The organism is Microbacterium sp. Leaf179 (genome assembly GCF_001423785.1).
In the GTDB taxonomy this organism is placed as follows: domain Bacteria; phylum Actinomycetota; class Actinomycetes; order Actinomycetales; family Microbacteriaceae; genus Microbacterium.
The window spans coordinates 259383-283124 of the sequence record NZ_LMPH01000002.1; the positions used below are offsets into that span (position 1 = coordinate 259383).

Sequence of the window (23742 nt, forward strand, 5' to 3'; positions counted from 1 at the left end):
TTGCTGGGTGCAGTCACGATAATGAGGGAATGACAGCTCCTCGCATCCTCGTCGTGGACGACGAACCGAACATCCGCGACCTGCTCATCACGAGCCTGCGCTTCGCCGGTTTCCAGGTGCGAGCCGTGGCAAACGGCGCGCAGACCATCTCGGCCGTGCTCGAAGAGGAACCCGACCTCATCGTGCTCGATGTGATGCTGCCCGACATGAACGGGTTCAGCGTCACCAAGCGCCTGCGAGGCGCGGGGTACACGGCCCCCATCCTCTTCCTCACTGCCAAGGACGAGACCGAAGACAAGATCATGGGCTTGAACGCCGGCGGCGACGATTACGTCACCAAACCGTTCAGCCTCGACGAGATCGTCGCGCGCATCCAGGCGATCCTGCGCCGCACCATGCAGGCCGACGAAGAGTCGATCATCCGCACCGGTGAGCTGACGATGGATCAGGACACCCACGACGTCAGCGTCGGCGACGTCTCGATCGACCTGAGCCCCACCGAGTTCAAGCTGCTGCGCTACCTGATGCTCAACCCGAACCGCGTGCTGTCGAAGGCGCAGATCCTCGACCACGTGTGGGAGTACGACTTCAACGGCGACGCGGGCATCGTCGAGAGCTACATCTCGTACCTGCGCCGCAAGATCGATCCGCACTCGTCCGAGCCGCTCATCCAGACCAAGCGCGGCTTCGGCTACATGCTGAAGTCGGGTAAGACCGCCTGAGCGGAGGCTCCCCCTGTCGCACTCCGACGACACCCTCACCCGCTGGTGGCGTGGTCTGAGCCTTCGGGCCAAGGTCACCGGCGTCACGGTCGCGCTGCTCGCGATCGGGTTGTTCGCCGCCGGTATCGGCACGATGGTGTTCCTGCGCACGACGCTGGTCAACAACCTCGACGAGCAGCTCGCGCAGCAGGCGGCCGGGAGCATCGCGAACAGCATCTTCACCACGAGCGACACCGACGGCCGCATCACCTTCACCCAGGTCGACAACGCCCCGCAGATCGGGTCGATGGTGGTCGTGTACGGGCCCGACGGGCGGCGCGAGGCGTTCTACAACGGCACGTCGTCGCGCGCCCTTCCCGATCTGCCCGCGAGCTTCACCGTCGAGCAGACCTACAGCCAGATCGACCGGCGGATCGAGCTCGAGAACCCCGAATCCGGTCAGCACTTCCTCGCTCGCGTGGGGGTGCTGCAGGCCCCCGGCAATCCCGGGGTCTACACCCAGATGGTGATCCAGCCCCTGGCCCCCACCGATCGCATCGTCGCGGCGTACGTGGGGATCTACGCGTTCGTCGCGTTGCTCATCCTCATCGCCAGCGCCCTGCTCACCCGCTGGCTCGTGACGCTCACGTTCCGCAACCTGCGGCAGGTCGAGACGACCGCGATGGACATCGCCGCCGGCGACTTCAGCCAACGCCTGACCGACATCGTCCCCGACACCGAGGTGGGACGCCTCAAGACGGCGATCAACGCCATGCTCGCGCGGATCGACGGGGCGCTCGTGCAGCGTGACGCGACCGTGCGCCAGATGCGACGCTTCATCGGCGACGCCAGCCACGAGCTGCGCACCCCGCTCGTCACGATGCGCGGGTACGCCGAGCTCTATCGCATGGGCGCGATCCGTTCCGACGAAGACGTGGCGCAGTCGATGGAACGCATCGAGAAGGAAGCCATCCGCATGGGGGCCCTCGTCGAAGACCTGTTGGCCCTCGCGCGACTCGACGAGCGTCGCGACGTCACGATCACCTCGCTCGATCTGCGCCCGATCGCTCGGGATGCCGCGATGGATCTGCGCGTGACCTCCCCCCAGCGCGAGGTGACCGTCGATGACACCACCGCGCGCACCGCACGCGTCGTCCCGCTGATGACGCTCGACCCGCTCCTCGACGCCGCAGGAGAGCCCGCGTCGACGCCCGGGCGCCGCAGGGGTGCGCCGCCGACGTCGGCGATGGCGATCGCCGGGGCCACCCTGTCGCGTCTGCGTCGCCGCGCGCGAGAGGCGGGCGAGACGCACACCGCCGCGGGTGACGACGCCGCCCCTCCGACCGCGCCCCTGGGCGTCGTGCGCACGCCCCCGCGGCTCGCCCCCATCGTCCTCGGCGATGAGAACAAGGTGCGCCAGGTCGTCGCCAACCTGTTGGGCAATGCGCGACGGTTCACCGCCGACGGCTCCCCCATCGGCCTGCGTGTGGGGGTCGACGCCGACGCCGACATGGGCTGGATCGAGATCATCGATCACGGCGAGGGCGTTCCCGAGCAGATCCGCGACCAGATCTTCCAGCGCTTCTGGCGTGCCGACACCTCGCGCACGCGCGAGACCGGCGGTTCGGGCCTCGGACTGTCGATCGTGGCATCCATCGTCGATCTGCTGCACGGCACGGTGCAGGTCGTCGACACCCCCGGAGGCGGAGCGACGTTCCGCGTCTCGCTCCCCCTGGCCGACCGGCGCGATGCACAGGAGCACGCGCTCATCGAGACGCAACCGCTCGAGCGCCTGCCCGACGACTACCGTCCCGACGCGTAGACCCGACGCTTCGCTCCGGCCCCCGCCCCGGCCCCGGCTCCCACCCGCCCCGTCGCACCTCGGCGGAGTTCTCGAACCGTGTCCCAAAAGATGCAGACCGCGTCCCACATCAGGGTGCCTGGCGCCGCCGCAGGCAACCAAAAGTGGGACATGTGCCCCAACCGGCCGGCCAGCAGTCACGCAAGCCAGCAGCCCGCAGCGCGCAGCCAGCAGCCCGCAGCCCGCAGCCCGCAGCCCGCAGCCCGCAGCCCGCAGCCGGCCAACAGCCAACCAACTCACCGGCAGCCAACCGGCGCCGGATCAGCGAACGGTCACCGCCCCGTCAACACAGAACGCCCCCTCCCGAAGGAGGGGGCGTTCTGTCACTGCCTAGGCGTGGATCAGAAGTCCATGCCACCGGTCGGGTCGCCCGCGGGAGCGGCTGACTTCTCGGGCTTGTCGGCGACGACGACCTCGGTCGTGAGGAACAGACCGGCGATGGACGCCGCGTTCTGCAGAGCCGAACGCGTCACCTTGGCGGGGTCGATGATGCCCTGTGCGAACAGGTCACCGTACTCGCCCGTCGCGGCGTTCAGGCCGTGGCCCACGGGGAGCTCCGCGACCTTGTTCGCCACGACACCGGGCTCGAGACCGGCGTTGAGCGCGATCTGCTTGAGCGGGGCCTCGATGGCGACGCGGACGATGTTCGCACCCGTGGCCTCGTCACCGACGAGGTCGAGGGTTGCGAGCGCGGTCTTGCCGGCCTGGATGAGCGCGACGCCACCACCGGCGACGACACCCTCTTCGACGGCGGCCTTGGCGTTGCGCACGGCGTCTTCGATGCGGTGCTTGCGCTCCTTGAGCTCGACCTCGGTGGCCGCGCCCGCCTTGATGACGGCGACGCCACCCGCGAGCTTGGCGAGGCGCTCCTGGAGCTTCTCGCGGTCGTAGTCGCTGTCCGTGTTCTCGATCTCGCGACGGATCTGGGTCACGCGACCCTCGATCAGCTCGGACTCGCCCGCACCCTCGACGATCGTGGTCTCATCCTTGGTGATGATGACCTTGCGCGCACGGCCGAGCAGGTCGACCGTGGCGTTCTCGAGCTTGAGGCCCACCTCTTCGGTGATGACCTGTCCGCCGGTGAGGATCGCGATGTCCTGCAGCTGAGCCTTGCGACGGTCGCCGAAACCGGGAGCCTTGACGGCCACCGACTTGAAGATGCCGCGGATCTTGTTGAGCACCAGCGTCGCGAGAGCTTCGCCCTCGACGTCTTCGGCGATGATGAGGAGCTCTTTGCCCTCCTGGATCACCTTGTCGACGATGGGCAGAAGGTCCTTGATGTTGGAGATCTTCTGGTTGGCGATCAGGATGTACGGGTCTTCGAAGACCGCTTCCTGACGCTCGGGGTCGGTGACGAAGTAGGGGTTGATGTACCCCTTGTCGAAGCGCATGCCCTCGGTGAGCTCGAGCTCGGTGCCGAAGGTGTTGCTCTCCTCGACGGTGACGACGCCTTCCTTGCCCACCTTGTCGATGGCTTCGGCGATGAGTGCGCCGATGGCCGGGTCGGCGGCGGAGATCGATGCGGTAGCCGCGATCTGCTCCTTCGACTCGACCTCTTTGGCCGAGGCCAGGAGCTCGTCGGTGACGGCCTTGACGGCCTTCTCGATGCCCTTCTTGAGCGAGATGGGGTCTGCGCCGGCCGCGACGTTGCGCAGGCCCTCGCGCACGAGCGCCTGGGCGAGAACGGTGGCGGTGGTGGTGCCGTCACCCGCGACGTCGTCGGTCTTCTTGGCGACCTCCTTGACCAGCTCGGCGCCGATCTTCTCGTACGGGTCGTCGAGCTCGATCTCCTTGGCGATCGAGACGCCGTCGTTCGTGATCGTGGGGGCGCCCCACTTCTTCTCGAGCACGACGTTGCGACCGCGGGGGCCCAGGGTCACCTTGACGGCGTCGGCCAGCGTGTTGAGGCCACGCTCGAGACCGCGTCGGGCCTCTTCGTCGAAAGCGATGATCTTTGCCATAAGTGTGTCGTCCCTCCCGGACGGGTGACTGCTGATTTTGGCACTCGACGAAAGCGAGTGCTAACTCATTCTGGCACTCGCCCCTGGGGAGTGCAAGCCGCCCACCCGCGCGCAAACGACGACGCCACGGCATCCGGGATCGGATGCCGTGGCGTCGGGAAACGGTGATCAGGCCAGTCGCACCGACTCCGCCTGGGGGCCCTTCTGCCCGGTGCCGACGGTGAACTCGACGGCCTGGCCCTCCTCAAGAACGCGGAAACCCGACATCTCGATGCTCGAGTAGTGGACGAAGACGTCCTGGCCGTCGGCGACGGTGATGAAGCCGAAGCCCTTCTCGGCGTTGAACCATTTGACAGTGCCCTGCGTCATGCGAATCTCCCGTTGCTGAATGACGAGGTCATCGTAAGCACGCGTGATCCCGCCGCACCGGCCGCTCGACCCATTGTTGACGCGCAGGCCGCGAACTTGTTACGCCGCGGAAACACGCGGCCGTCGAGGGGTCAGGGAGCGGTCGACGGCGACGCCTGACCGGCGGCGCGATCGAGGCCGATGACGACGACGAGCCGCTTCACGGCGCTCTCGTCGTCGGGGGTGCTGGGGTCGTCGGTCGGCTGCAGGAAGTCGCTCTGCGCGATCTGCGCGCCCCCGATGGTCTGGGCCAGGCCCTGGGCTGCCGCCTCGTCGGTGTCGCGGAGGTAGTAGATCGTCGTCTCGGCGAAGTCGGTGCTGTCGGAGTCGCCGGTCTCGACGCCCTCACCCGGCCATCCGGCCGCCACGATCTGGTCGCGCACGGCGGCGGCGAGTCCCTCGTCGGCCGTGCCGTTGAGAACGACCACCGAGTACGACGTGTCGACGACGGCGGGCGTCGTGGGTTCCGCTGAGACGGTGGGCACCGGCGCGGGCCCGGAGCCGAACGAGATGCGGCCCGACACCACCAGCGAGCCGAAGATGCCGGCGATGATCAGGACGAGGGTGGCGATGGCCGCCCACAGGAAGATGATCCACCCGCGCAGCCGGGGATTCTCGGCGCGGTGGGCGCCGACGCGACCCGCATCGGCCGGCAGGTCGTCGAAGCGATCCCGCGGGAAGGTCGATCTGGCCATTGGACGATGCTACCGGTCCGACCCGCGCGCACCCGTCACCGGGTGGCGGTGCGGCCGAGGCGTGCGCGCTGCTGCGCGGCCGCGTCATCGCGGCGTCGGCGCAGGCGACGCACCAGCATGGGGTCGGACGCGAGGGCTTCGGGGGTGTCGATGAGGCGACCGAGCAGCTGGTAGTACCGGGCCGGCGTCAGCGCGAACTCGGCGCGGATCGCCTCCTCTTTCGCACCCCCATGGCGTCGCCATTCACCCTCGAAGGCGAGGAAGGCGCGATCACGGTCCGACAGGGGCACGCTTCGACGCTACTGCGCACCGCCCGTCGATTCCGGATGCCACGCCACCCACGCCCCGAGCGGATCGACCTCGGCGCGCACGTCGCCGTCGAGCGCGAGCGCGAACCCGCCCCGTCGGATGCGAGGGGGGTGCGTCCAGCCGTCGTGCAGCGGCGCGGCATCGAGCGTGATCCACCGCCCCGCGGCCCGCGCGGCCGCGATGACGGGGGCGCGCCCGGCGCGCGGGATGTGGGCGAGCACGCCGGGCGTCGTGACCACCAGCGTCGCTCCGCGGGGAGCCTGCGCCGCGAGAGCGGGAAGGGCCGTCGCCCCCTCGCCCGCGACGAGAAGGGGCGGATCGGCCGCCGCGATGTCGAGTGCACCGGCGATGCGCTCGCGCCTCCCCTCTTCGCCCGGCCACACCAGACCCGTGAGCCACGCGCGATCGTCGGCGGCTCGGGCGTCGAGGGGGTTCAGATCGATGCCGGCCCGCCACACGACGTCCGGCATACGCAGGTCGGGGTGCCCCTCGAGCTCGCACTGCAGCACGACCGGGCTGCGGCCGTCGGCGGGGTCGAGCGCGATGACCTCCTCGCCGCGGCGGTAGCGATAGGAGTACCGGTCGGGGTACAGGCACAGGCCCGCGCTCGCCCCCACCTCGAGCAACGCGATCGGCCCCTCGATGAGCGAGAGCGCCGGCAGCAACGCGGCGCACCGGAGCGGCTCGTTGGTCTGCACGCTCCGACGCCCGCACTCGACGACCACCTGATCGGCGTGGGCGACGACCCACTCGGCCCACGCGTCGACATCGTCCTCTGGTGCGCCCAGCAGCCGCATCACCGCGAAGACGAGCGGAGGCTGACGCCGCGTCTCCTCGATGCGGGCGAGAGCCTCGGCCACCGCGATGTCGTCGACGACGCGCCGTGCCCACCCCTCGTACACCGCCGAACGACCCGGCGCCTCGTCGCGGGCGAAGCGCCCATAGCGTTCAAAGACGGCTTCCACGGCATCCTGCTGCATTCCGCAGATTATGCCGCGCCGACCTGACCGGCCCCCGGCACGAGAGAATAGGGACCGGAGAGAGGAAGATCCCATGACTTACGCCGTCGACAAGACCGACGACCAGTGGCGCGAAGAGCTTTCGCCCGAGCAGTACGCGGTGCTGCGCCAGGCCGGAACCGAACGCGCGTGGACCGGTGAACTGCTCGATGAGAGCCGCTCCGGTTTCTACACCTGCGCCGCGTGCGGCTCCGAGCTGTTCCAGAGCGGAACGAAGTTCGACTCGCACTGCGGGTGGCCGAGCTTCTACGAGTCGGTGCGTCCCGAGGCCGTCGAGCTCATCGACGACAACAGCCACGGCATGCAGCGCACCGAGGTGCGCTGCGCCAACTGCGGTTCGCACCTCGGACACGTGTTCCCCGATGGTTTCGGCACGCCCACCGGCGACCGGTACTGCATGAACTCGCTGTCGTTGAACTTCACCCCGGAAGAGACGGCGTGAGCGCACTCGAGGCGATGCGCGACCGCCGGTCGTGGTCGAAGGTCACCGACCTGGCCCCCACCGGCCCCGAGCTCGAGGCGTTCGTCGCGGCCGCGGGTCGCGTCGCCGACCACAAGACGCTGCGTCCCTGGCGGATCATCGAGATCCGCGGGAGCGACCGCGACCTGTTGGCTCGCGCATTGAACAAGGCCGACGGCAAGAAGGGCTACTCCTCGAAGCCCCGCCGCGCTCCCCTGATCATCGCCGTGGTCGCGAACCTCGAGTCGAAGAAGATCCCCGCGTGGGAGCAGGAGGCCGTGGCCTCGGGCGTCGCCCACATGCTGAGCCTCGCGCTCGACGAAGCCGGCTTCGGCGTGTTCTGGCGCACCGACGACAACACGCGCAGCAAGGCGCTCGCCAAGGCGCACGGCCTGTCGAAGGGCGAGGTGCTGCTCGGCTGGCTCTACGTCGGGGGCAAGCCGCCGCGCTCGCGCCCGGTGCGTCGCAAGACCGTGGATGCCGCGAAGCACATCTCGCGTCTGCCCGGGAGCAAGAAGCGTCGCGCCGTCGACGACACGCACCTCTGATCGATCCGTCTTCGTCGTACGCCGCCGGTGGGGCTCGTCCCCCCGGCGGCGTCGTCGTTCACGGGCGGGCGGCGCGCGTCATCCGCTGACCGGGCTCCGGCTCACGGACGGCGGCGGCGCCACGGGACCGCCGCGACGATGACACCGACGATCGCGACCGCGGACGCGAGCAGGGCGACGGGGGTCGATGGGGCGGCGGGGGCCGGCCAGAGGGCGTCGAGCAGCACCGACGTGCTCAGAAGCCCCACGACCGACCCGAGGCCGAGCAGCAGCACCCCCGTGCGGCGAACGACCACGGCCGACAAGAAGATGTAGACGACCCCGACGGCTCCACCCACGTACAGCCAGGGCTCGGTGGGGATGACGCGTGGGGCGCCCACCACCCCCACGTGCACCACCGCGGCCACGACGAGCACCGCCGTTCCTCCGACGAAGTTGACCAGCGTCGCGGTCAGCGGGCTCTCGACGCGCACCCGCAGACGCCCGTTCGTCCCCTGCTGCCACGCCACGCCCGCACCGGCGATGGCGGGGACGACCAGCATCCACAGCGGCACTGCCCCCAGCGCGTCGCCCGTCAGGCACACGATCACACCGGCGATGGCGAGGACGGCGCCGACAAGGCGGCGCACGGTGACGGGAACGACCCCCGCCGGTCCGTAGCCGACCCGGTCGAGCACGAGTCCGCCCGTGGTCTGCCCGGCGACGAAGCCGACGGTGAACAACGCCACGCCGATGGTGGCGACCGTCAGGCCCTGGCTGGCGACGGTGAACGCCCCGGCCAGACCCCCCAGCAGCATCCAGGGCGGGATCGAGCGGGATCGGATGCCGGAGACCAAACGTCCGAACCCGCGTCGCCCCTCGGGCAGCAGCGCCGACAGCGCGACGAGGATGAGCAGTCCCGAGCTGAACGAGATCGCGGCGGCGACGATGCCGTCACCGATCTCGGCGCCGAGCGTGCCGTTGATTCTCGCCTGCAGGGCCGTGAGCGCGCCGATGAGCACCGCTCCCGCCACGGCGACACCGACCGAACCGCGCTCCGACACCGCACTCCCCTCGCGCCCGAGGGTCGGGCCATCGTCGATCGTACGACGGCGTCGGCGTCGCGGACGGCGGCACCGCCCGGCGCGGAACTCACGCCACGGCGAGCGTGCGCCGCTCCCGCTCGGAGCGCACCGCCGCGCCGACGAAGAGCGCGAGCAGCGCCACGACCGAGAGCGCGCTCACCGCGTAGAGCGGCAGGCGCCCCGGCGAGAAATCCCCGCCGCTGATCAGGTAGGTGTCGGCCAGGCCCATGCCGGGGCCGAAAGAGGCGACGAAGTAACCCGGCATTCCGGCGAAGAGCAGCCCGAGGTACCCGGCGATCGTGGACCAGACGCCCGCTCCCGTGAGGACGAAGAGCAGAGCGAGGACCAGAGCGAAAAGCGGGCCGATGGCGATGACGCCCACGACGAACGCGCCAGGCGGTCCCTGATTCGCCGCGCCGACCTCTGCCCAGACCTGCGCGGCGGTGAGCCCCGGGCGGGCGGCCTCCGGATTCCAGACCAGGATCTGCAGCAGCGCGACCCCTGCGTAGGCGCACACTGCGACGACGCCCGAGAGGGCCGCGATGAGGGTCGGAAGACGGGTCGTCGATGCGGCGGTCATCTGCCCATGCTGTCTCAGACCGCCGCGCGCGGCCAGCACCGGGCACGTCGCTGCCGACCGGAGGGGCGCCGATGCACCAGGCTTTCCCCGTGACCCAGTTGCGCACCGACCACGACGACGTCTCCGAGATCATCGCCGATCTCCTCGGCGACGGCGTCGACCGCGAATTCCTCCCCCACGTGGAGGCCCACCTGCCGCGACTGCACGATCTCTTCGTGCAGTTGTACGGCGAGCGTCCCGACGGCCGCGAGCGGTTGGCATCCGTCGTCGATCTCGCCCGACGTTCGTGGGCGTTGCGTCCGACCGAGCTGAAGGCCATCGACCGCGAGCGCGAGAGCGCGCCCGGATGGTTCGAGAGCGAGCGCATGCTCGGTGGCGTCTGCTACGTCGATCGCTACGCGGGAGGACTCAGCGGCATCCGGGATGCCATCCCCTACTTCCAGGAACTGGGCCTGACCTATCTGCACCTCATGCCGCTGTTCGAGAGCCCGGAGGGGAACAGCGACGGCGGGTACGCGGTGTCGAGCTACCGCCGCGTGAACCCGAAGCTCGGCACGATGCAGGAACTCGCCGAGCTCGCCGCCGACCTCCGCCGTGCCGGAATCTCGCTGGTGGTCGACTTCATCTTCAACCACACCAGCAACGAGCACCGGTGGGCGCGGAAGGCCATCGCCGGCGACCCGGCGTACGAGGATTTCTACCTGATCTTCCCCGACCGCGAGATGCCCGACGCGTACGAGCGGACCACGCGCGAGATCTTCCCCGACGACCACCCGGGGTCCTTCGTGCAGCTCGACGACGGGCGCTGGATCTGGTCGACGTTCTACCACTTCCAGTGGGACCTCAACTACGCCAACCCCGCCGTCTTCGAGGCGATGGCCGGCGAGATGCTGTTCCTGGCGAACCAGGGCGTCGAGATCCTGCGGATGGATGCCGTGGCCTTCATCTGGAAGCGGCTCGGAACGACCTGCGAGTCCCTGCCCGAGGCGCATCTGCTGCTCCAGGCCTTCAATGCGGTGCTGCGCATGGCCGCGCCCGGCCTGCTGTTCAAGTCGGAGGCGATCGTGCACCCCGACGAGGTGATCTCGTACATCTCGCCCGACGAGTGCCAGATCTCGTACAACCCGCTGCAGATGGCCCTCACGTGGGAGGCGCTCGCCACCCGCGACGGACGCCTGCTGCAGCAGGCGCTCGAGCGTCGCCACGCCCTGCCCGACGGCACCGCGTGGGTCAACTACGTGCGCAGCCACGACGACATCGGGTGGACCTTCGCCGACGAGGATGCCGCCGAGCTCGGCATCGACGGCTACCCGCACCGCCGCTTCCTCAACGATTTCTACGTCGGGCGCGCCGAGGGAACGTTCGCCCGCGGCGTGCCGTTCCAGGAGAACCCTCGCACGGGCGACGCGCGCGTGACCGGGACCACCGCCTCGCTCGCCGGTATCGAGGCGGGCGACTCCGCGGGTGAGGACCGCGTCGTCCTCGCGCACGCGCTCGCCCTGTCGACCGGCGGCATCCCGCTGCTGTACCTCGGCGACGAGGTCGCGCAGCTCAACGACTACGGCTTCGCCGACCGCCCCGAAGAGGCGGGCGACAGCCGCTGGGTGCACCGCCCGTTCCGCCCCGCACAGAACTACGCGGATCGCGCGGATGCCGGGACCCCGGCCGGACGCGTCTTCACGCGACTGGCGCGCCTGCTCGCCGTTCGTCGGTCGACCCCCGAGCTCGCCGGCAACGAGCTCATCGCCTTCGACGCGCACGTGGCGTCGGTCGTGGCCTTCGTCCGCCCCGGCGACGCGGGCTTCGACGTTCTCGTCATGGCGAACGTCGCCGACAGCCCGGTGACCATCGACGCGCTCACGCTCTCGGGCCTTCGACCCGAGGCACTGGACCTCGTCTCGGGCGCTCCGACCTGGTTGGGCGCGGACCTTCCGCTCGCCGCGCACGAGGTGCGCTGGTTGCGCTTGCGCTCGCGTTGACGGAGGACAGCGGGCGATGAGCGAGGCACCGGCGCACCAGACGCGTCACCTGGCCGCGCTGGCGGCGGGGGTGGTCGCGCTCGCGACCACGGTCTGGGCCCCGGCGGGCATGGTGGGCGCCCTGCTCATGGTCACCGTGGCCCTGTGCGCCCTGCTGTTCGCACTGGAGGCGGGCAGGCGACCCGGGCCCCTGCGCTGGGGCGCGATCGTGGGCGCGCTGCTCGCGGGCCTGTCGGCGATCGTGGCGGCGGCGATTCTCGTCGTCGCGCTCGCACGGCTGTCATCGTGACCGCTCGGCGACGGGCGAGGTCGACGAACGAGACCCGCAACGCGGCGGGATGTCAGGTGACGGGCGCCTCGCGCCGTTCAAGGTAGGTGGCGATAGAGCGTTCGCGACTACTCCCCCACCCTCGGCGTACCCGCATGAGGGTGAAGCCGGCGGTGCGCAGCTCGCGCGCGTAATCGATGGTGAGTCGATGTCGGGCGAGCTTCTCCCACCCGCCGGGCATTCGGTAGGCATGTGTGACGGTGCGCGGTAGAGCCATTGTTCCCACTCCCTTGGGCGAGCGGACCGTCGCGTGGCTACGCCATCGGAGCGGTGCGCGTAAGGTACGCGGGTAGGTAATGGTGAGGATACCCATTCGACTACTGGTTGTCTGTCCTCTTTTCGGGCGACGCACCGGCGCGTCTCGGTCTCGTGCCGGTGGGCGCGGGGCATGCACCCCTATCCGCCACCGCGGTCGCGGCGTACAGTCCGCACTATGGGCGACAAGGAGCACGACGACGAGATCGCCGCAGAGAACTGGGATGACGAGGGCGGACACCTGGCGACGCTGCGACGCAATGGCGAGTGGGACAGCTGGAATCAGACCGCGGGCGACCACTGGCACGGCTACGCCCCACCCACGACGACACGAGCTATACGCGACGAGGACAGCGCACGGGACGGACGGCCCGGCGCCGACGCCACCGCCCTGGAGCACTGGGATGACGACGGCGGAACGGAGCCGATCGCACGCCAGGCGACGGCCGGGTCCCGGTCTCGTTCGCCTCACCGGATCGCGCATTTTCCGCCTCTGTGAGAGGCGCGCGCTCTTCGCGTGAGCGGGGTGCCGGCTACGTCGACTGAACCGCGTGCTCAGGATGGCCGGCGGAGCGACACCATCGAACGCAACCCGTAGAGGGCGGCCAGAACACAGCCCACCCCACCGATCATGCCGCCAACCGCGCTTATGAGCCATTCGCCGACAACGGCCATGACCACAATTCCCCCGAGGCTGATCGAGAAGGCAAGTAAACCCAGGATCGAGACAGCGATCCAGAGACGCCGCCTACGCTGGATCGCTTTGCTCATCAGCTTCACCGGCCACTTTGGCGGGCGTAGAACCATCCCAGGCCAACAAAGAACAGCCCACCAGCCCAGATCCCAATGATCACGAACCACAGGGGAATCCCCAACCGAGTGGTTTCCGACGGATCCCCGAGAGCTATCGGGAGCGCGAGCAGGCCGAGGGCCAGGAATGCTAACCCGACGATGATCGTTGCCTTGGGGCTCTTCGGGCGCATTTGCGGCATGCCCAGATGGTACGGGCTGACGGCGGCGCACGGCCACTATCCCGTAACCCTCGAGGGAGGTGAACCGTGCGATCGGCGACGTCGCCGTGCTGGCAGCCTGGCCGATGCTCGCCCGTCGCCTACGGCGACAGACAATGGCGTGGCCGACAAGCGTCGGAGGCGCGGGAAAGCGTCCGGTTCGTCTACTTGGAGCCGATACCTGGTCTCAGCCTGGGCTCAGACCACGGAATCACGTGCCGGCTACAGGACTTGAACCTGCAACCCCCGTATTACAAGTACGGTGCGCTACCAATTGCGCCAAGCCGGCGTGAGGCCCCGAGGAGCCCCGGAGCACGAGTCTAGGGCGTCCCTCAGGACGCGCTGGACCTCGCGTGCGTTCCGCTCTCTCGGTCCCATTCGAGCGACTTCCACTGCAGGAACGAGCAGAGGTTGCCCGCCACGACGAGCTCTGCCGCGAGGCTCGCCATGTCGTGCGGCGAGAGCGTCAGGTCTTCGGGACGTCCCGTCAGGGTCGCCTCCCACAGGGGCTGGTCGTAGCCCTTGGGCTGCATGTAGATCGACGCCTTGGCGTTCATGAGGCTCATGACCACGAGACCGGTGTCCTGGCTGTCGGCGTCTTCTTGTTCGACGACCTTCAACCGGCCGGCGAACAGGTGTCCCTGCTCGCGGAACTCCTGCACCCACTCCTCCAGCTGCGCGCCGGAACGGCGTGGCGGGGAATCCTCGATCTGGTCCATGTCACCTGAATCGTACAGCGATGCGTTCACCTGCGGGATAGCGATTCAGCCCGCGGGCGTCGCCGTCACCGACGGGGTCGGCGTGGCGGTCGAGTAGTAGGCGTTGCTGTCGACCGTGAGCACGAACTGCGCGAACTCCTTCGCGTCATCCATGCGTCCCACGTACGGCGTTCCGTTGACCAGCACCGTCGGGGTGGCCGTCAGTGCCTGACCGTTGGTGTTGGGAAGTCCCTTGATCGCACGATCGGTCGCGGCCTTCGCCCACCCGGTGTACGTCTCGTCTTCGATGCAGGAACGCACGGCGGCGATGTCGCCCACTCCCGCGCCCTGCGCCATGTCGGCGAGCTGCTGATCGCTGTAGCCGTCGGAGTCGACCGCGGGCTGGTTCGTGAGCAGCTCGTGGTTGTACGCGAAGAAGCGATCCGACGCGTGGGTGGCCACGCACGCGGCCGCGCCGGCGGCACGCAGGCTGTACTTGGTGCCGTTCGACTTCGAGGTGAGCATCGCGACGGGGTAGTACGTCAGCGAGGCAGCGTCGTCACCTACCCACTTCGACAGCTGGTCGGCGTTGGCCGTCTCGAACTCGCGGGCCTCGGTCGACATGTAGTCGACGTACACGCGGATGTCGACGGGGGACGCCGTCCCCGTGGGGGTCGGCGTGGGCTCCGCCGTCGGCTCCGCACCCGCGGCCATCGTGGCCGCATTGCCGTCGATGGTCTGCTGCGCACCCGGGTCGGCGACGCCGGAGGCGCTCGACACCATGAAGCCGTCGTCGGCCGCAGCTCCCGGCAGGGCCTGGGAACGCGGGTCGTGCGAGCTGAGGGCCGAGGTCACCGCGACGGCACCCACGGCAACGACGGCCACCGCACCGACGCCGATCAACGAGCGACGCGCGATTCGCCAGCGCGTCTGCTTCGCCTTGACCTGCTGCGCCTTCTCGCGGACCGCCCCGCGGCGGTCGCGCTCGGCGGGCGAATTCGGTGACTGGTCGTTGGACATGGAACCTCTCGGGCACGGGCTTTCTGCCGCAGGAATTGGGGGGACGCACGGGTGAGCGAACGAGCACCGATGCTAGCTAGGCAGTCTGGGAAATGACCAGACACGTGGCATACTGACCCTTGCGTCCGCTGTCGGGCGCACGGGGTCGCCCCCGTTTTCCATTCACTACGGATCGTCCGGCACGTACCTGCCGGTGAAGGAGAAGAAAAAATGGCGTCCGTCACATTCGACAACGCAACCCGTCTGTACCCCGGCGGAACCCGCGCCGCCGTCGACAAGCTCAGCCTCGACGTCGCCGATGGCGAGTTCCTGGTTCTCGTCGGCCCCTCCGGCTGCGGAAAGTCCACCTCGCTGCGTATGCTCGCGGGCCTCGAAGAGGTCAACTCGGGCCGCATCATGATCGGTGACCGCGACGTCACCGACGTGCCCCCGAAGGACCGCGACATCGCGATGGTCTTCCAGAACTACGCGCTGTACCCCCACATGACCGTCGCCGAGAACATGGGCTTCGCGCTCAAGATCGCCGGCATCGGCAAGGAAGAGCGTGCCGCTCGCGTGCTCGAAGCCGCCAAGCTCCTCGACCTCGAGCAGTACCTCACGCGCAAGCCGAAGGCCCTCTCGGGTGGCCAGCGTCAGCGCGTCGCCATGGGTCGCGCCATCGTGCGTCAGCCCCAGGTGTTCCTCATGGACGAGCCGCTGTCGAACCTCGACGCCAAGCTCCGCGTGCAGACGCGTACGCAGATCGCGTCGCTGCAGCGCCGCCTCGGCGTCACCACGGTCTACGTCACGCACGACCAGACCGAGGCGCTCACCATGGGCGACCGCATCGCCGTGCTCAAGGACGGCCTGCTCCAGCAGGTCGGTACCCCGCGCGACCTGTACGAGACGCCCAAGAACGTCTTCGTGGCCGGCTTCATCGGCTCGCCCGCGATGAACCTCTTCACCGTCGACCTCGCCGAAGGCGGCGTGCAGTTCGGTGACATGGTCGTTCCCGTCGAGGCCGACACCATCGGCAAGGCGCACGGCTCCGAGGTCACCATCGGTGTGCGTCCCGAGGACATCCAGGTCGCCCCGGCCGACGGCCGCGGCCTCAAGGTCGTCGTCGACCTCGTCGAGGAGCTCGGCGCCGACGGCTACCTCTACGGCCACACCGACATCAACGGCAAGCGCACCGACCTCGTCGCGCGCGTCGACGGCCGCCGTCACCCCAACGCGGGCGAGACGGTCGTGCTGGCGCCGGTCCCCGGCCACATCCACGTGTTCGACCTCGAGTCGGGCGACCGTCTGACCGACCGGGCCATCGCTTCGGCCTGACCTGACGCACCGTCGCGGCGCGTCCCGGTTCCCGATCCATCGGGGACAGGGGCGCGCCGCACCGCTTTTTCCGGAGGTACCGTGAGCGACTCGCTCAGCATCACCGCCAGCACCGTCGACCCGGGCCTGCTGCAACTGCCGTGGTCGACCGGGCTCGCCGACTGGTCCAGCAACCACATCGTCGCCCTGCCCAAGGGCATCTCCCGCCACCTGGTGCGCTTCGCCAACCTGTCGGGCCGGGTCGTGGCGATCAAAGAGACCACCGAAGAGATGGCGCGTCGCGAGTACGACATGCTCGGCAACCTCGACCGTCTCGCGTCGCCGTGCGTCGAACGGGTGGCCGTCATCGCCGGGCGCACCGACGCCTCGGGCCGCCCGTTGCCGGCGGCGCTGGTCACCTCGCACCTGCGCTTCTCACTCCCCTACCGCGCCCTCTTCACGCAGGTGCTGCGCCCGCACACCGCCACGCGTCTCGTCGACGCCCTCGCGGTACTGCTCGTGCGGCTGCACAACGTGGGCTTCTACTGGGGTGACGTGTCGCTGTCGAACACCCTCTTCCGCCGCGACGCCGGCGAGTTCGCGGCATACCTCGTCGACGCCGAGACGGGCGAGCTGCACGGCAACCGTCTGAGTCCCGGCCAGCGCGCCCACGATCTCGACATCGCGCGCACCAACATCGCCGGCGAGATCATGGACCTCGAGGCCGGCGGGCGACTCGAGGGCGGTGTGGATGCCGTGGCGATCGCCGACGGACTGGTGGCGTCGTACCACTCGCTGTGGGCCGCCCTCACCGACAAAGAGACCTTCGCCGTCGACGAGTCCTGGCGTATCACCGAGCGCGTGCACAGCCTGAACGCGCTCGGGTTCGACATCGGCGAGATGTCGATCCGCACCGCGAGCGACGGCACGCAGGTGTCCATCCAGCCCAAGGTCGTCGATGCGGGCCACCACCAGCGGCGTCTCCTGCGCCTCACCGGCCTCGATGTCGAAGAGAACCAGGCGCGACGCCTGCTGAACGACCTCGACGAGTTCCGCGCTCGGGTCTCGCGTCTCGGCGCCGACGAAGAGATGGTCGCGCACGAGTGGCTCACGCGCGTGTTCGAGCCGATCGTGATGGCGATCCCGTGGGACCTGCGCGCCAAGCTCGAACCGGCCGAGGTCTTCCACCAGGTGCTCGAGCACCGCTGGTACATGTCGCAGGCGCGGGGGCGCTCCGTGCCCCTGGCCGAGGTGGTCGCCTCCTACATCGACGACGTGCTGCGCCACCGGCGCGACGAGGCGACGGTCATGGGGCCGCCCACCGACACGATGTCGCTCGCGACGGTGTCCGACGTCGACGCACCCGAGACCGGCGCGGTGCCCACGACCGACACGGACGCCGTCGACTGGCGCGATCTCGTCTGAAACGGCGAGGCCGTGGCATCCGGGACGAATCCGGGATGCCACGGCCTCGAACCGTGGAGGGCCTCAGTAACCGACGGTGAAGCGTCCCCGGGAGTGGCGCGGGTTCTCGATCTCGTCGAGGACGGCGACCGCGAAATCGGCACCGCCGATGAACGAGTCGCCGTTGTCGTCGACGACGAGCACGTCGCCGCCGTCGCGATAGGTTCCCGTGCGCTCCCCCGGTGCCCACGAGCCGAAGCCCCCGGCCGGGTGCACGTAGAACCAGTCGCGGCCGGTGTCGTCGGCCTGCAGGTCTTCGAGTATGCCGATGGCCTCGCGGGCCTCGGGCTTGTACTCCTCGGCGAAGCCGTCGGTGTCGATGAGGCGAGGACCACCGTCGGCGACGAGCGAGCCGCCGGCGCCGCCGATGACTCCCAGACGCACCCCGTCGGGCAGCGCGGTGGCCAGCTGGGCGATGGCGGGGCGGAGCTTGCCCTCCATGTCGCCGCGCGGGGCGGCCGCCGACACGACGACCTCGACGCCTTCGAGTTCGGCGACGAGACCGGGCACGTCGAGGACGGTGCCCTCGATGTACGTCGCACCCTCGACGCGCTCGGCCGGGACCGAGCGCGCGACGGAGACGACGGTGTGGCCGCGGCGGACGGCCTCGGTGACGATGTGGCTCCCGGCGTAGCCGGTGCCTCCGATGACAGCGATGCGGGGCATGGTGTTCCTCTCGACGGTCAGTGGGCGGCGCGCAGCGACGACACCTGGTACAGCGCGACGGATGCCGCGATGCCGGCGTTGAGCGACTCGGTGGCGGTCGAGATCGGGATCGACACGACCTGGTCGCAGGTCTCGGTGACGAGGCGCGACAGCCCCTTGCCCTCGGAACCCACGACGATCACGACGGGCCGGTCGGCGAGGGCGAGGGCGGGCAGCGACACGTCGCCGTCACCGTCGAGCCCGAGCACGAACACGCCCTGCTTCTTGAACTCCTTGAGCGTCGCGGTGAGGTTCGCCGCGAGCGCCACGGGGATGCGCGCGGCAGCTCCCGCACTCGTCTTCCACGCCGCGGAGTTGACGCTCGCCGACCGGCGCTGCGGGATGATCAGACCCTGCCCGCCGAAGGCACCGGTGGAGCGGATGATCGCGCCGAGGTTGCGAGGATCGGTGATGCCGTCGAGGGCGACGAGCAGCGGCAGCTCGCCGCGGTCGACGATCTGCTCGAGCAGGTCCTGCGGGTGCGCGTAGGCGTACGGGGGGACCTTGAGGGCCACGCCCTGGTGCACGCCGTCGAAGCCGGCCATGCGGTCGAGCTCGGGGCGCGTGACCTCGAGCACCGGGATGCCGCGGTTGGTCGCGATCGACAGCATCTCCTTGACGCGGTCGTCCATCTCGACGCGCTGCGCGATGTACATCGCGGTCGCGGGGATCTTCGCGCGCAGGGCTTCCAGCACCGAGTTGCGGCCGGTGACCGTCTCGGTGTCGTCGTTCGCCTTGGCGCGGCCACCGCGGTTCTGGTTCCCCCCGACCGCGCGCACGCCGGGCTTGGACGTGCCCCCGGCGGCGGCGTAGCGCTCTTGGGCGGCCTTGCGCTTGCCGGCGGGGTGCCAGGCGCGGTCCTCGGCCTTGGGGGTCGGTCCGCGACCCTCGAGCGCCTTGCGGGAGTGCCCGCCGGTGCCCTTCAGGGGACCCTTCTTCTTGCCCGTGTTGCGCGCGCCCGGGCGTCCTGGCTTAGGCATTGATACTCCAATGTGTTCCGGCCGGAGTGTCCTCCAGCGTGATTCCTGCGGCAGCGATGGCGTCGCGGATGCGATCGGCCCCTGCCCAGTCCTTGTCGGCTCGCGCCTGCGATCGCTGGGCGATCATCGTCTGCACGAGGGCGTCGAGAGCCATGTCCGTCGACCCGGTCGCGACCGCGGGCTCCGAGGCATCCAGACCCAGGATGCCGAGCATCGCGGCGACGGAGCGGTGAGCCGTGATCGCGGCGTCGAGGTCGTGCCCGTCGATCGCCGCGTTGCCCGCACGCACGGTCTCGTGCAGCACGGCGAGAGCCTGGGGCACTCCGAGGTCGTCGTCCATCGCCGAAGCGAATTCTGCGGGGATCTCGCCCGGCACGGTTGCGAGCGGGTCGGCGCCGGCGGCTCGGAGCACGCGCTGCCCGAAGGTCGCGATGCGCTCGAGCGCCGCGGCGGCCTCGTCGAAGGCCCGATCGGAGATGTCGAGGTTCGAGCGGTAATGCGCGGCAGCGAGCGCGTAGCGCACCACCATCGGGTCGCGCGCATCGAGGACATCGCTCGCGAGGGTGAAGTTTCCGAGCGACTTCGACATCTTCTGTCCGTCGACGGTCACGAGTCCGTTGTGCACCCAGTAGCGCGCGAAGGCGTCCCCCGCGGCGGTCGACTGGGCGATCTCGTTCTCGTGGTGCGGGAAGCGCAGGTCGAGGCCACCGCCGTGGATGTCGAACTCGGGCCCGAGGTAGCGCCGCGACATGGCCGAGCACTCGATGTGCCACCCCGGGCGTCCCGCGCCCCAGGGCGACGCCCAGATCGCCGACTCGGGCTCCCCGTCTTTCGCGCCCTTCCACAGAGCGAAATCGCGCGGGTCGCGCTTGCCGCGGGGGTCGGCGTCGGCCGCCGATTCCATGGCATCCGGGCTCTGACGGGTGAGCTCGCCGTAGGCGGCCCAAGAGCGCACGTCGAAGTACACGTCGCCGTCGGCGGCGTAGGCGTGCCCCCGCTCGAGGAGCTCGCCGATGAGCTCCTGCATCTGGGTGATCGATGCGGTCGCCCGCGGCTCGTACGTGGGGGCGAGGATGCCGATGGCGGCGTAGGCCCGAGAGAACTCGAGCTCCATGCGATACGCCAGGGCCCACCACGGCTCGGCATCGGTGGCGTTCGCGAGCACCTTGTCGTCGATGTCGGTGACGTTGCGCACGAACGTCACGCGCCCGAACCGGTGGGCGAGCCAGCGGCGCAGCAGGTCGAAGGCGAGCGCCGCGCGCACGTGCCCGATGTGCGGCCCGGACTGCACCGTCGGTCCGCAGACGTAGACCGTGACGTTCGAGGGGTCGAGAGGGACGAAGTCGCGCAGGACCTGCGCCTTCGTGTCGTACAGCCGAACAGTCACCGCCCTAGCCTACCGGCCGCCCCTCACGACGACATGTGAGGGAAACATGCGCTCGGTACGGTGCCGACATGCCCCTCATCATCCGTCCCGACGACCTCTCCGGAGACGAGACCCGCGACCTGGTCGCCGCGCACCTGGCCGGCATGCTCGAGAACACCCCGATCGAGAGCGTGCACGCGCTCGACATCGACCTGCTCACCGCCGAGGGGGTGACCGTCTGGTCCGCCTGGGTCGACGACGAACTCGCCGGTATCGGCGCGTGCAAAGACCTCACCGCCGACCGCGCAGAGGTGAAGTCGATGCGCGTGGTCGACCGCTTCCTCGGTCAGGGCATCGGCCGCGCGCTGCTGCGCCACATCGTCGACGACGCCCGGGAACGCGGCATCCGGAGCCTGTGGCTCGAAACCGGGAGCACCGACGACTTCCTTGCGGCGCGACGCCTGTACGCGAGCGAGGGATTCGTCGAATGCCCGCCCTTCCCGCCCTACGCGGCCGACCCCCTGTCGACCTTCATGACGAGGCAGCTCTAGATCGGAACGACCAGGGCGGTGGCGAAGGCCGCGACGCCCTCGGTGCGGCCGGTGAAGCCGAGACCGTCGGTCGTCGTCGCACTCACCGCGACGGGTGCGCCGCCGAGCGCGGCCGACAGCACCCGCTCCGCCTCTTCGCGTCGCGCGGCGAAGCGCGGACGATTGGCCTGCACCTGCACGGCGACGTTGCCGACCCGCCACCCCGCCGTGTGCAGCAGCCCGAGGGTGTGGGCCAGGAACGCCTCGGCGTGCGCCCCGGCGAACTCCGGGCGATCGGTGCCGAAGTGGGTTCCGATGTCGCCGAGGCCGGAGGCCGCGAGCAGCGCATCGACGATCGCGTGTGCGACGGCGTCACCGTCGGAGTGCCCAGACAGCGCCGGCTCCCCGGGCCATTCGAGGCCGGCGAGCCAGAGCGTGCCCTCTCCACCGAACCCATGCACATCGGTGCCGAGTCCGACGCGGGGCACGTCGTTCGCGGCCTCGGCGGATGCCGACGATGAAACGAGCGCGCGGGCGCGCTGCAGATCGGGGGCGGTGGTGATCTTGAACGACGACGCGTCTCCCGCGACCGTGACCACCGCATGGCCGGCCGCCGCGACCAGTGCGGCGTCGTCGGTGTGATCCGCGTCAGCCGCGGCCACGGCCGCCTCGAGCTCGGCCCGGCGGAAGCCCTGCGGCGTCTGTGCGGCCGCGAGCTCGGAACGGTCGACGCCCTCGACGACGCGGCCGTCGGTGTCGACGCGCTTGATGGTGTCGACGACCGGGACGGTGGGGATGACAGCGGCCGCCCCCGCGGCGACGGCGGCGACCACACGATCGAACACGGCGGGCGGGGTGAGCGCGCGGGCCGCGTCGTGCACGAGGACGATGTCGACCTCGGCGCCGAGCGCCGCGAGACCGGCGGCGACCGACTGCTGACGCGTCTGCGCCCCCGTGACCACCGTCACGCGGTCGTCGCGCCCGCCCGCGGCGCGCGCCGAGGCGAGGGCCTCGGTCTCGTAGCCGACGGGCACGACGACGATGGTCTGCGCGTCGGGCCCCGAGAACACGCCCCGCAACGCGTGGTGCAGGATCGTGTGCTCGTCGAGCGCGACGAACGCCTTCGGGCCGCCGCCGTTCAGGCGTGTGCCGGAACCGGCGGCGACGACGATGATCGCGAGACGAGAAGCGGGTGCAGAAGTCACCCGCCCACGCTAGCGCGCGCCCCGTCGACCGGAGCGGAGGGCGTCAGGACGCGAGGACCTCGTCGAGCACGAGGCCCGCACGGTCTTCGTCGGTCTTCTCGGCCAGAGCGAGCTCGGAGACGAGAATCTGCCGCGCCTTGGCGAGCATGCGCTTCTCGCCGGCCGACAGTCCGCGATCCTGGTCGCGGCGCCACAGGTCGCGGACGACCTCGCTGACCTTGATGACATCGCCGGAGGCGAGCTTCTCGAGGTTCGCCTTGTAGCGACGCGACCAGTTGGTCGGCTCCTCGGTGAAGGGTGCACGCAGCACCTCGAAGACGCGGTCGAGACCCTCTTTGCCGATCACGTCGCGAACGCCGACGAGGTCGACGTTGTCGGCCGGGACCTCGATGACGAGGTCTCCCTGCGTGACGTTGAGCTTCAGGTATTTCTTCGTCTCGCCCTTGATGACGCGTTCCTTGACCTCGATGATCGTGGCCGCGCCATGGTGCGGGTAAACGACGGTCTCGCCAACCTCAAAAAGCATGGAGTTATGTCCTTTCGGCAACACCCAGGATACCACAGGCTCAGATGCGCTATTGTTCCGCCCACCTTTGCCGACCTCCCCTTCCCGTGCGTGCGAGGGCGGGCGGACACCGCGAACCCCGTAGGATGATGACGATGTCGTCTGTCGATCTTGGAGGATCCGTGAAAACGCGCCTGATCGCGTCCATCGCCGTGGGTGCCGCCGTCGTGCTGGGCACGACTGGATGCAACATCCTCGCCCCGCAGGCGACCACCATCGACTACTCCGCCTCCGACGGGATCAACGTCCCCGCGGAGTCCGGCCCGCTGTCGGTACGCAACGTCCTGATCGTCGCGAACGGCGACGGAACGGTGGGCAACTTCGTCGCCGCCGTCGTCAACGACACCACCGACCCGCAGACCCTGCGCATCGAGGTCGGCGAGGGCTCGTCGGCCGTACGTTCCTCGGTGAACGTCCCCGCCCAGCGCACGCTGAGCCTGGGCGACCTCGCGAACGACGTCGAGCCCCTGCGCCTCGACGGCATCGACGCCCAGCCCGGATCCACGGTGTCGGTCTACTTCCAGTCCGGTGACGGCGAAGGGGCGCTCATGCAGGTCCCCGTCCTCGACGGTGCCCTGGAGTACCTCGCGCCGCTGGCGCCGACCGCGACCCCGTCGCCCTCGCTGACGCCGATCCCCGTGCTGCCCACGGTGACCCCGACGCCGAGCCCGACCCCCTCGTCCTGAAACACGACGAAGGCGCCGACGATCCGATCGTCGGCGCCTTCGTCGTTCCTGG

At 69.7% G+C, this 23742-nt stretch carries 26 protein-coding genes and 1 tRNA gene; 11 read left to right on the forward strand and 16 right to left on the reverse strand.

Annotated features, from left to right (window positions below):
* Positions 1-29 precede the first annotated feature (29 nt).
* Both ASF96_RS08705 and ASF96_RS08710 read left to right on the forward strand, forming a co-directional pair.
* Positions 30-722, forward strand: a complete 693-nt coding sequence (locus ASF96_RS08705) for a response regulator transcription factor (RefSeq protein WP_055838218.1) — start codon at positions 30-32, stop codon at positions 720-722.
* Positions 723-855: 133 nt separating this feature from the next.
* Positions 856-2523, forward strand: coding sequence for a sensor histidine kinase (locus ASF96_RS08710; RefSeq protein WP_055939358.1), 1668 nt, complete (start codon positions 856-858; stop codon positions 2521-2523).
* A gap of 380 nt (positions 2524-2903) precedes the next feature.
* Here the strand turns inward: ASF96_RS08710 and groL are convergent, their stop codons facing one another.
* The 5 genes from groL to ASF96_RS08735 form a co-directional block, all read right to left on the reverse strand.
* Positions 2904-4523: a chaperonin GroEL gene (gene groL / locus ASF96_RS08715; RefSeq protein ID WP_055838221.1), complete on the reverse strand. Its 1620-nt coding sequence runs from the start codon at positions 4521-4523 to the stop codon at positions 2904-2906.
* A gap of 168 nt (positions 4524-4691) precedes the next feature.
* Positions 4692-4892, reverse strand: coding sequence for a cold-shock protein (locus ASF96_RS08720; RefSeq protein ID WP_055838224.1), 201 nt, complete (start codon positions 4890-4892; stop codon positions 4692-4694).
* 131 nt (positions 4893-5023) lie between these two features.
* Positions 5024-5626: a LytR C-terminal domain-containing protein gene (locus ASF96_RS08725; RefSeq protein ID WP_055838227.1), complete on the reverse strand. Its 603-nt coding sequence runs from the start codon at positions 5624-5626 to the stop codon at positions 5024-5026.
* A 35-nt stretch (positions 5627-5661) separates the two neighbouring features.
* On the reverse strand, positions 5662-5916 hold the full coding sequence (locus ASF96_RS08730; protein ID WP_055838229.1) for a DUF3263 domain-containing protein: 255 nt from the start codon (positions 5914-5916) through the stop codon (positions 5662-5664).
* 9 nt (positions 5917-5925) lie between these two features.
* Positions 5926-6915, reverse strand: a complete 990-nt coding sequence (locus ASF96_RS08735) for a DUF2332 domain-containing protein (RefSeq protein WP_055938196.1) — start codon at positions 6913-6915, stop codon at positions 5926-5928.
* A gap of 73 nt (positions 6916-6988) precedes the next feature.
* Here ASF96_RS08735 and msrB point away from each other — a divergent pair, with 73 nt between their 5' ends.
* Complete coding sequence (msrB, locus tag ASF96_RS08740; protein ID WP_055838235.1) at positions 6989-7396, forward strand: peptide-methionine (R)-S-oxide reductase MsrB; 408 nt, start codon at positions 6989-6991, stop codon at positions 7394-7396.
* 14 nt (positions 7397-7410) lie between these two features.
* Positions 7411-7962, forward strand: a complete 552-nt coding sequence (locus ASF96_RS08745) for a nitroreductase family protein (RefSeq protein ID WP_055939362.1) — start codon at positions 7411-7413, stop codon at positions 7960-7962.
* A gap of 101 nt (positions 7963-8063) precedes the next feature.
* On the opposite strand, the gene ASF96_RS08750 is transcribed toward ASF96_RS08745, so the two are convergent.
* Both ASF96_RS08750 and ASF96_RS08755 read right to left on the reverse strand, forming a co-directional pair.
* On the reverse strand, positions 8064-9005 hold the full coding sequence (locus tag ASF96_RS08750) for a DMT family transporter (RefSeq protein WP_055938199.1): 942 nt from the start codon (positions 9003-9005) through the stop codon (positions 8064-8066).
* Between the two features lie 88 nt (positions 9006-9093).
* The gene (locus ASF96_RS08755) at positions 9094-9606 is read right to left on the reverse strand and encodes a hypothetical protein (protein ID WP_055938202.1); all 513 of its coding nucleotides are present in this window, start codon (positions 9604-9606) and stop codon (positions 9094-9096) included.
* Between the two features lie 89 nt (positions 9607-9695).
* Here ASF96_RS08755 and ASF96_RS08760 point away from each other — a divergent pair, with 89 nt between their 5' ends.
* The 3 genes from ASF96_RS08760 to ASF96_RS16895 all read left to right on the forward strand — a co-directional run bounded on the left by ASF96_RS08760 (position 9696) and on the right by ASF96_RS16895 (position 12667).
* A complete protein-coding gene (locus ASF96_RS08760; RefSeq protein WP_055939365.1) occupies positions 9696-11585 on the forward strand; it encodes an alpha-amylase family protein in 1890 nt (629 codons plus the stop codon).
* Positions 11586-11601: 16 nt separating this feature from the next.
* Positions 11602-11874, forward strand: coding sequence for a hypothetical protein (locus ASF96_RS08765; RefSeq protein ID WP_055938205.1), 273 nt, complete (start codon positions 11602-11604; stop codon positions 11872-11874).
* Between the two features lie 472 nt (positions 11875-12346).
* Entirely contained in the window at positions 12347-12667 is a 321-nt protein-coding gene (locus tag ASF96_RS16895; protein WP_156458786.1) for a hypothetical protein, read from the forward strand.
* Between the two features lie 56 nt (positions 12668-12723).
* Here ASF96_RS16895 and ASF96_RS08770 read toward each other — a convergent pair whose 3' ends face one another.
* The 4 genes from ASF96_RS08770 to ASF96_RS08790 all read right to left on the reverse strand — a co-directional run bounded on the left by ASF96_RS08770 (position 12724) and on the right by ASF96_RS08790 (position 14896).
* A complete protein-coding gene (locus tag ASF96_RS08770) occupies positions 12724-12948 on the reverse strand; it encodes a hypothetical protein (RefSeq protein ID WP_055938207.1) in 225 nt (74 codons plus the stop codon).
* Between the two features lie 446 nt (positions 12949-13394).
* Positions 13395-13467 (reverse strand) — tRNA-Thr (locus tag ASF96_RS08780).
* Between the two features lie 43 nt (positions 13468-13510).
* Positions 13511-13897 (reverse strand): hypothetical protein, encoded by a 387-nt coding sequence (locus ASF96_RS08785; protein WP_055838253.1) that lies wholly within the window; start codon positions 13895-13897, stop codon positions 13511-13513.
* Between the two features lie 45 nt (positions 13898-13942).
* Positions 13943-14896: a DsbA family protein gene (locus ASF96_RS08790; protein ID WP_055838256.1), complete on the reverse strand. Its 954-nt coding sequence runs from the start codon at positions 14894-14896 to the stop codon at positions 13943-13945.
* A gap of 210 nt (positions 14897-15106) precedes the next feature.
* Between ASF96_RS08790 and ASF96_RS08795 the strand changes: the two genes are divergently transcribed.
* On the forward strand, positions 15107-16210 hold the full coding sequence (locus tag ASF96_RS08795) for an ABC transporter ATP-binding protein (RefSeq protein ID WP_055838259.1): 1104 nt from the start codon (positions 15107-15109) through the stop codon (positions 16208-16210).
* Positions 16211-16291: 81 nt separating this feature from the next.
* Entirely contained in the window at positions 16292-17614 is a 1323-nt protein-coding gene (locus ASF96_RS08800) for a DUF4032 domain-containing protein (RefSeq protein ID WP_055838263.1), read from the forward strand.
* Between the two features lie 63 nt (positions 17615-17677).
* Here the strand turns inward: ASF96_RS08800 and ASF96_RS08805 are convergent, their stop codons facing one another.
* Genes ASF96_RS08805 through cysS form a run of 3 tightly spaced genes read right to left on the reverse strand, consistent with a single transcriptional unit; the run spans position 17678 to position 20725 of the window.
* Entirely contained in the window at positions 17678-18319 is a 642-nt protein-coding gene (locus ASF96_RS08805) for an NAD(P)-dependent oxidoreductase (RefSeq protein ID WP_055839465.1), read from the reverse strand.
* Positions 18320-18336: 17 nt separating this feature from the next.
* On the reverse strand, positions 18337-19338 hold the full coding sequence (gene rlmB, locus ASF96_RS08810; protein WP_055838266.1) for a 23S rRNA (guanosine(2251)-2'-O)-methyltransferase RlmB: 1002 nt from the start codon (positions 19336-19338) through the stop codon (positions 18337-18339).
* The gene (cysS, locus tag ASF96_RS08815; protein WP_055938210.1) at positions 19331-20725 is read right to left on the reverse strand and encodes a cysteine--tRNA ligase; all 1395 of its coding nucleotides are present in this window, start codon (positions 20723-20725) and stop codon (positions 19331-19333) included. Before cysS ends, rlmB begins: the two co-directional genes overlap by 8 nt.
* Before the next feature lie 68 nt (positions 20726-20793).
* Here cysS and ASF96_RS08820 point away from each other — a divergent pair, with 68 nt between their 5' ends.
* Positions 20794-21255 (forward strand): GNAT family N-acetyltransferase, encoded by a 462-nt coding sequence (locus ASF96_RS08820; protein WP_055938212.1) that lies wholly within the window; start codon positions 20794-20796, stop codon positions 21253-21255.
* Here ASF96_RS08820 and ASF96_RS08825 read toward each other — a convergent pair.
* Both ASF96_RS08825 and ASF96_RS08830 read right to left on the reverse strand, forming a co-directional pair.
* The gene (locus tag ASF96_RS08825; protein WP_055938213.1) at positions 21252-22439 is read right to left on the reverse strand and encodes a bifunctional 2-C-methyl-D-erythritol 4-phosphate cytidylyltransferase/2-C-methyl-D-erythritol 2,4-cyclodiphosphate synthase; all 1188 of its coding nucleotides are present in this window, start codon (positions 22437-22439) and stop codon (positions 21252-21254) included. The two genes, ASF96_RS08820 and ASF96_RS08825, sit on opposite strands and share 4 nt — an antisense overlap.
* 43 nt (positions 22440-22482) lie before the next feature.
* Positions 22483-22965, reverse strand: coding sequence for a CarD family transcriptional regulator (locus tag ASF96_RS08830; protein ID WP_055838280.1), 483 nt, complete (start codon positions 22963-22965; stop codon positions 22483-22485).
* Positions 22966-23126: 161 nt separating this feature from the next.
* Here ASF96_RS08830 and ASF96_RS08835 point away from each other — a divergent pair, with 161 nt between their 5' ends.
* Positions 23127-23690 carry a hypothetical protein gene (locus tag ASF96_RS08835; RefSeq protein ID WP_055838283.1) on the forward strand — a complete coding sequence of 188 codons (564 nt, stop codon included), beginning with the start codon at positions 23127-23129 and terminating at the stop codon, positions 23688-23690.
* Positions 23691-23742: the final 52 nt, after the last annotated feature.

What these genes read in the sequence shown, in the direction of transcription:
- ASF96_RS08705 (WP_055838218.1), top strand. Translation starts at nt 30, where the DNA reads ATGACAGCTCCTCGCATCCTCGTCGTGGACGACGAACCGAACATCCGC.
- ASF96_RS08785 (WP_055838253.1), bottom strand. Translation starts at nt 13,897, where the DNA reads ATGGACCAGATCGAGGATTCCCCGCCACGCCGTTCCGGCGCGCAGCTG.
- ASF96_RS08805 (WP_055839465.1), bottom strand. Translation starts at nt 18,319, where the DNA reads ATGCCCCGCATCGCTGTCATCGGAGGCACCGGCTACGCCGGGAGCCAC.
- ASF96_RS08710 (WP_055939358.1), top strand. Translation starts at nt 856, where the DNA reads ATGGTGTTCCTGCGCACGACGCTGGTCAACAACCTCGACGAGCAGCTC.
- ASF96_RS08755 (WP_055938202.1), bottom strand. Translation starts at nt 9,606, where the DNA reads ATGACCGCCGCATCGACGACCCGTCTTCCGACCCTCATCGCGGCCCTC.
- ASF96_RS08765 (WP_055938205.1), top strand. Translation starts at nt 11,602, where the DNA reads ATGAGCGAGGCACCGGCGCACCAGACGCGTCACCTGGCCGCGCTGGCG.
- groL (WP_055838221.1), bottom strand. Translation starts at nt 4,523, where the DNA reads ATGGCAAAGATCATCGCTTTCGACGAAGAGGCCCGACGCGGTCTCGAG.
- ASF96_RS08735 (WP_055938196.1), bottom strand. Translation starts at nt 6,915, where the DNA reads ATGCAGCAGGATGCCGTGGAAGCCGTCTTTGAACGCTATGGGCGCTTC.
- ASF96_RS08745 (WP_055939362.1), top strand. Translation starts at nt 7,411, where the DNA reads ATGCGCGACCGCCGGTCGTGGTCGAAGGTCACCGACCTGGCCCCCACC.
- ASF96_RS08720 (WP_055838224.1), bottom strand. Translation starts at nt 4,892, where the DNA reads ATGACGCAGGGCACTGTCAAATGGTTCAACGCCGAGAAGGGCTTCGGC.
- ASF96_RS08795 (WP_055838259.1), top strand. Translation starts at nt 15,107, where the DNA reads ATGGCGTCCGTCACATTCGACAACGCAACCCGTCTGTACCCCGGCGGA.
- ASF96_RS08830 (WP_055838280.1), bottom strand. Translation starts at nt 22,965, where the DNA reads ATGCTTTTTGAGGTTGGCGAGACCGTCGTTTACCCGCACCATGGCGCG.
- ASF96_RS08820 (WP_055938212.1), top strand. Translation starts at nt 20,794, where the DNA reads ATGCCCCTCATCATCCGTCCCGACGACCTCTCCGGAGACGAGACCCGC.
- rlmB (WP_055838266.1), bottom strand. Translation starts at nt 19,338, where the DNA reads ATGCCTAAGCCAGGACGCCCGGGCGCGCGCAACACGGGCAAGAAGAAG.
- ASF96_RS16895 (WP_156458786.1), top strand. Translation starts at nt 12,347, where the DNA reads ATGGGCGACAAGGAGCACGACGACGAGATCGCCGCAGAGAACTGGGAT.
- msrB (WP_055838235.1), top strand. Translation starts at nt 6,989, where the DNA reads ATGACTTACGCCGTCGACAAGACCGACGACCAGTGGCGCGAAGAGCTT.
- ASF96_RS08725 (WP_055838227.1), bottom strand. Translation starts at nt 5,626, where the DNA reads ATGGCCAGATCGACCTTCCCGCGGGATCGCTTCGACGACCTGCCGGCC.
- ASF96_RS08790 (WP_055838256.1), bottom strand. Translation starts at nt 14,896, where the DNA reads ATGTCCAACGACCAGTCACCGAATTCGCCCGCCGAGCGCGACCGCCGC.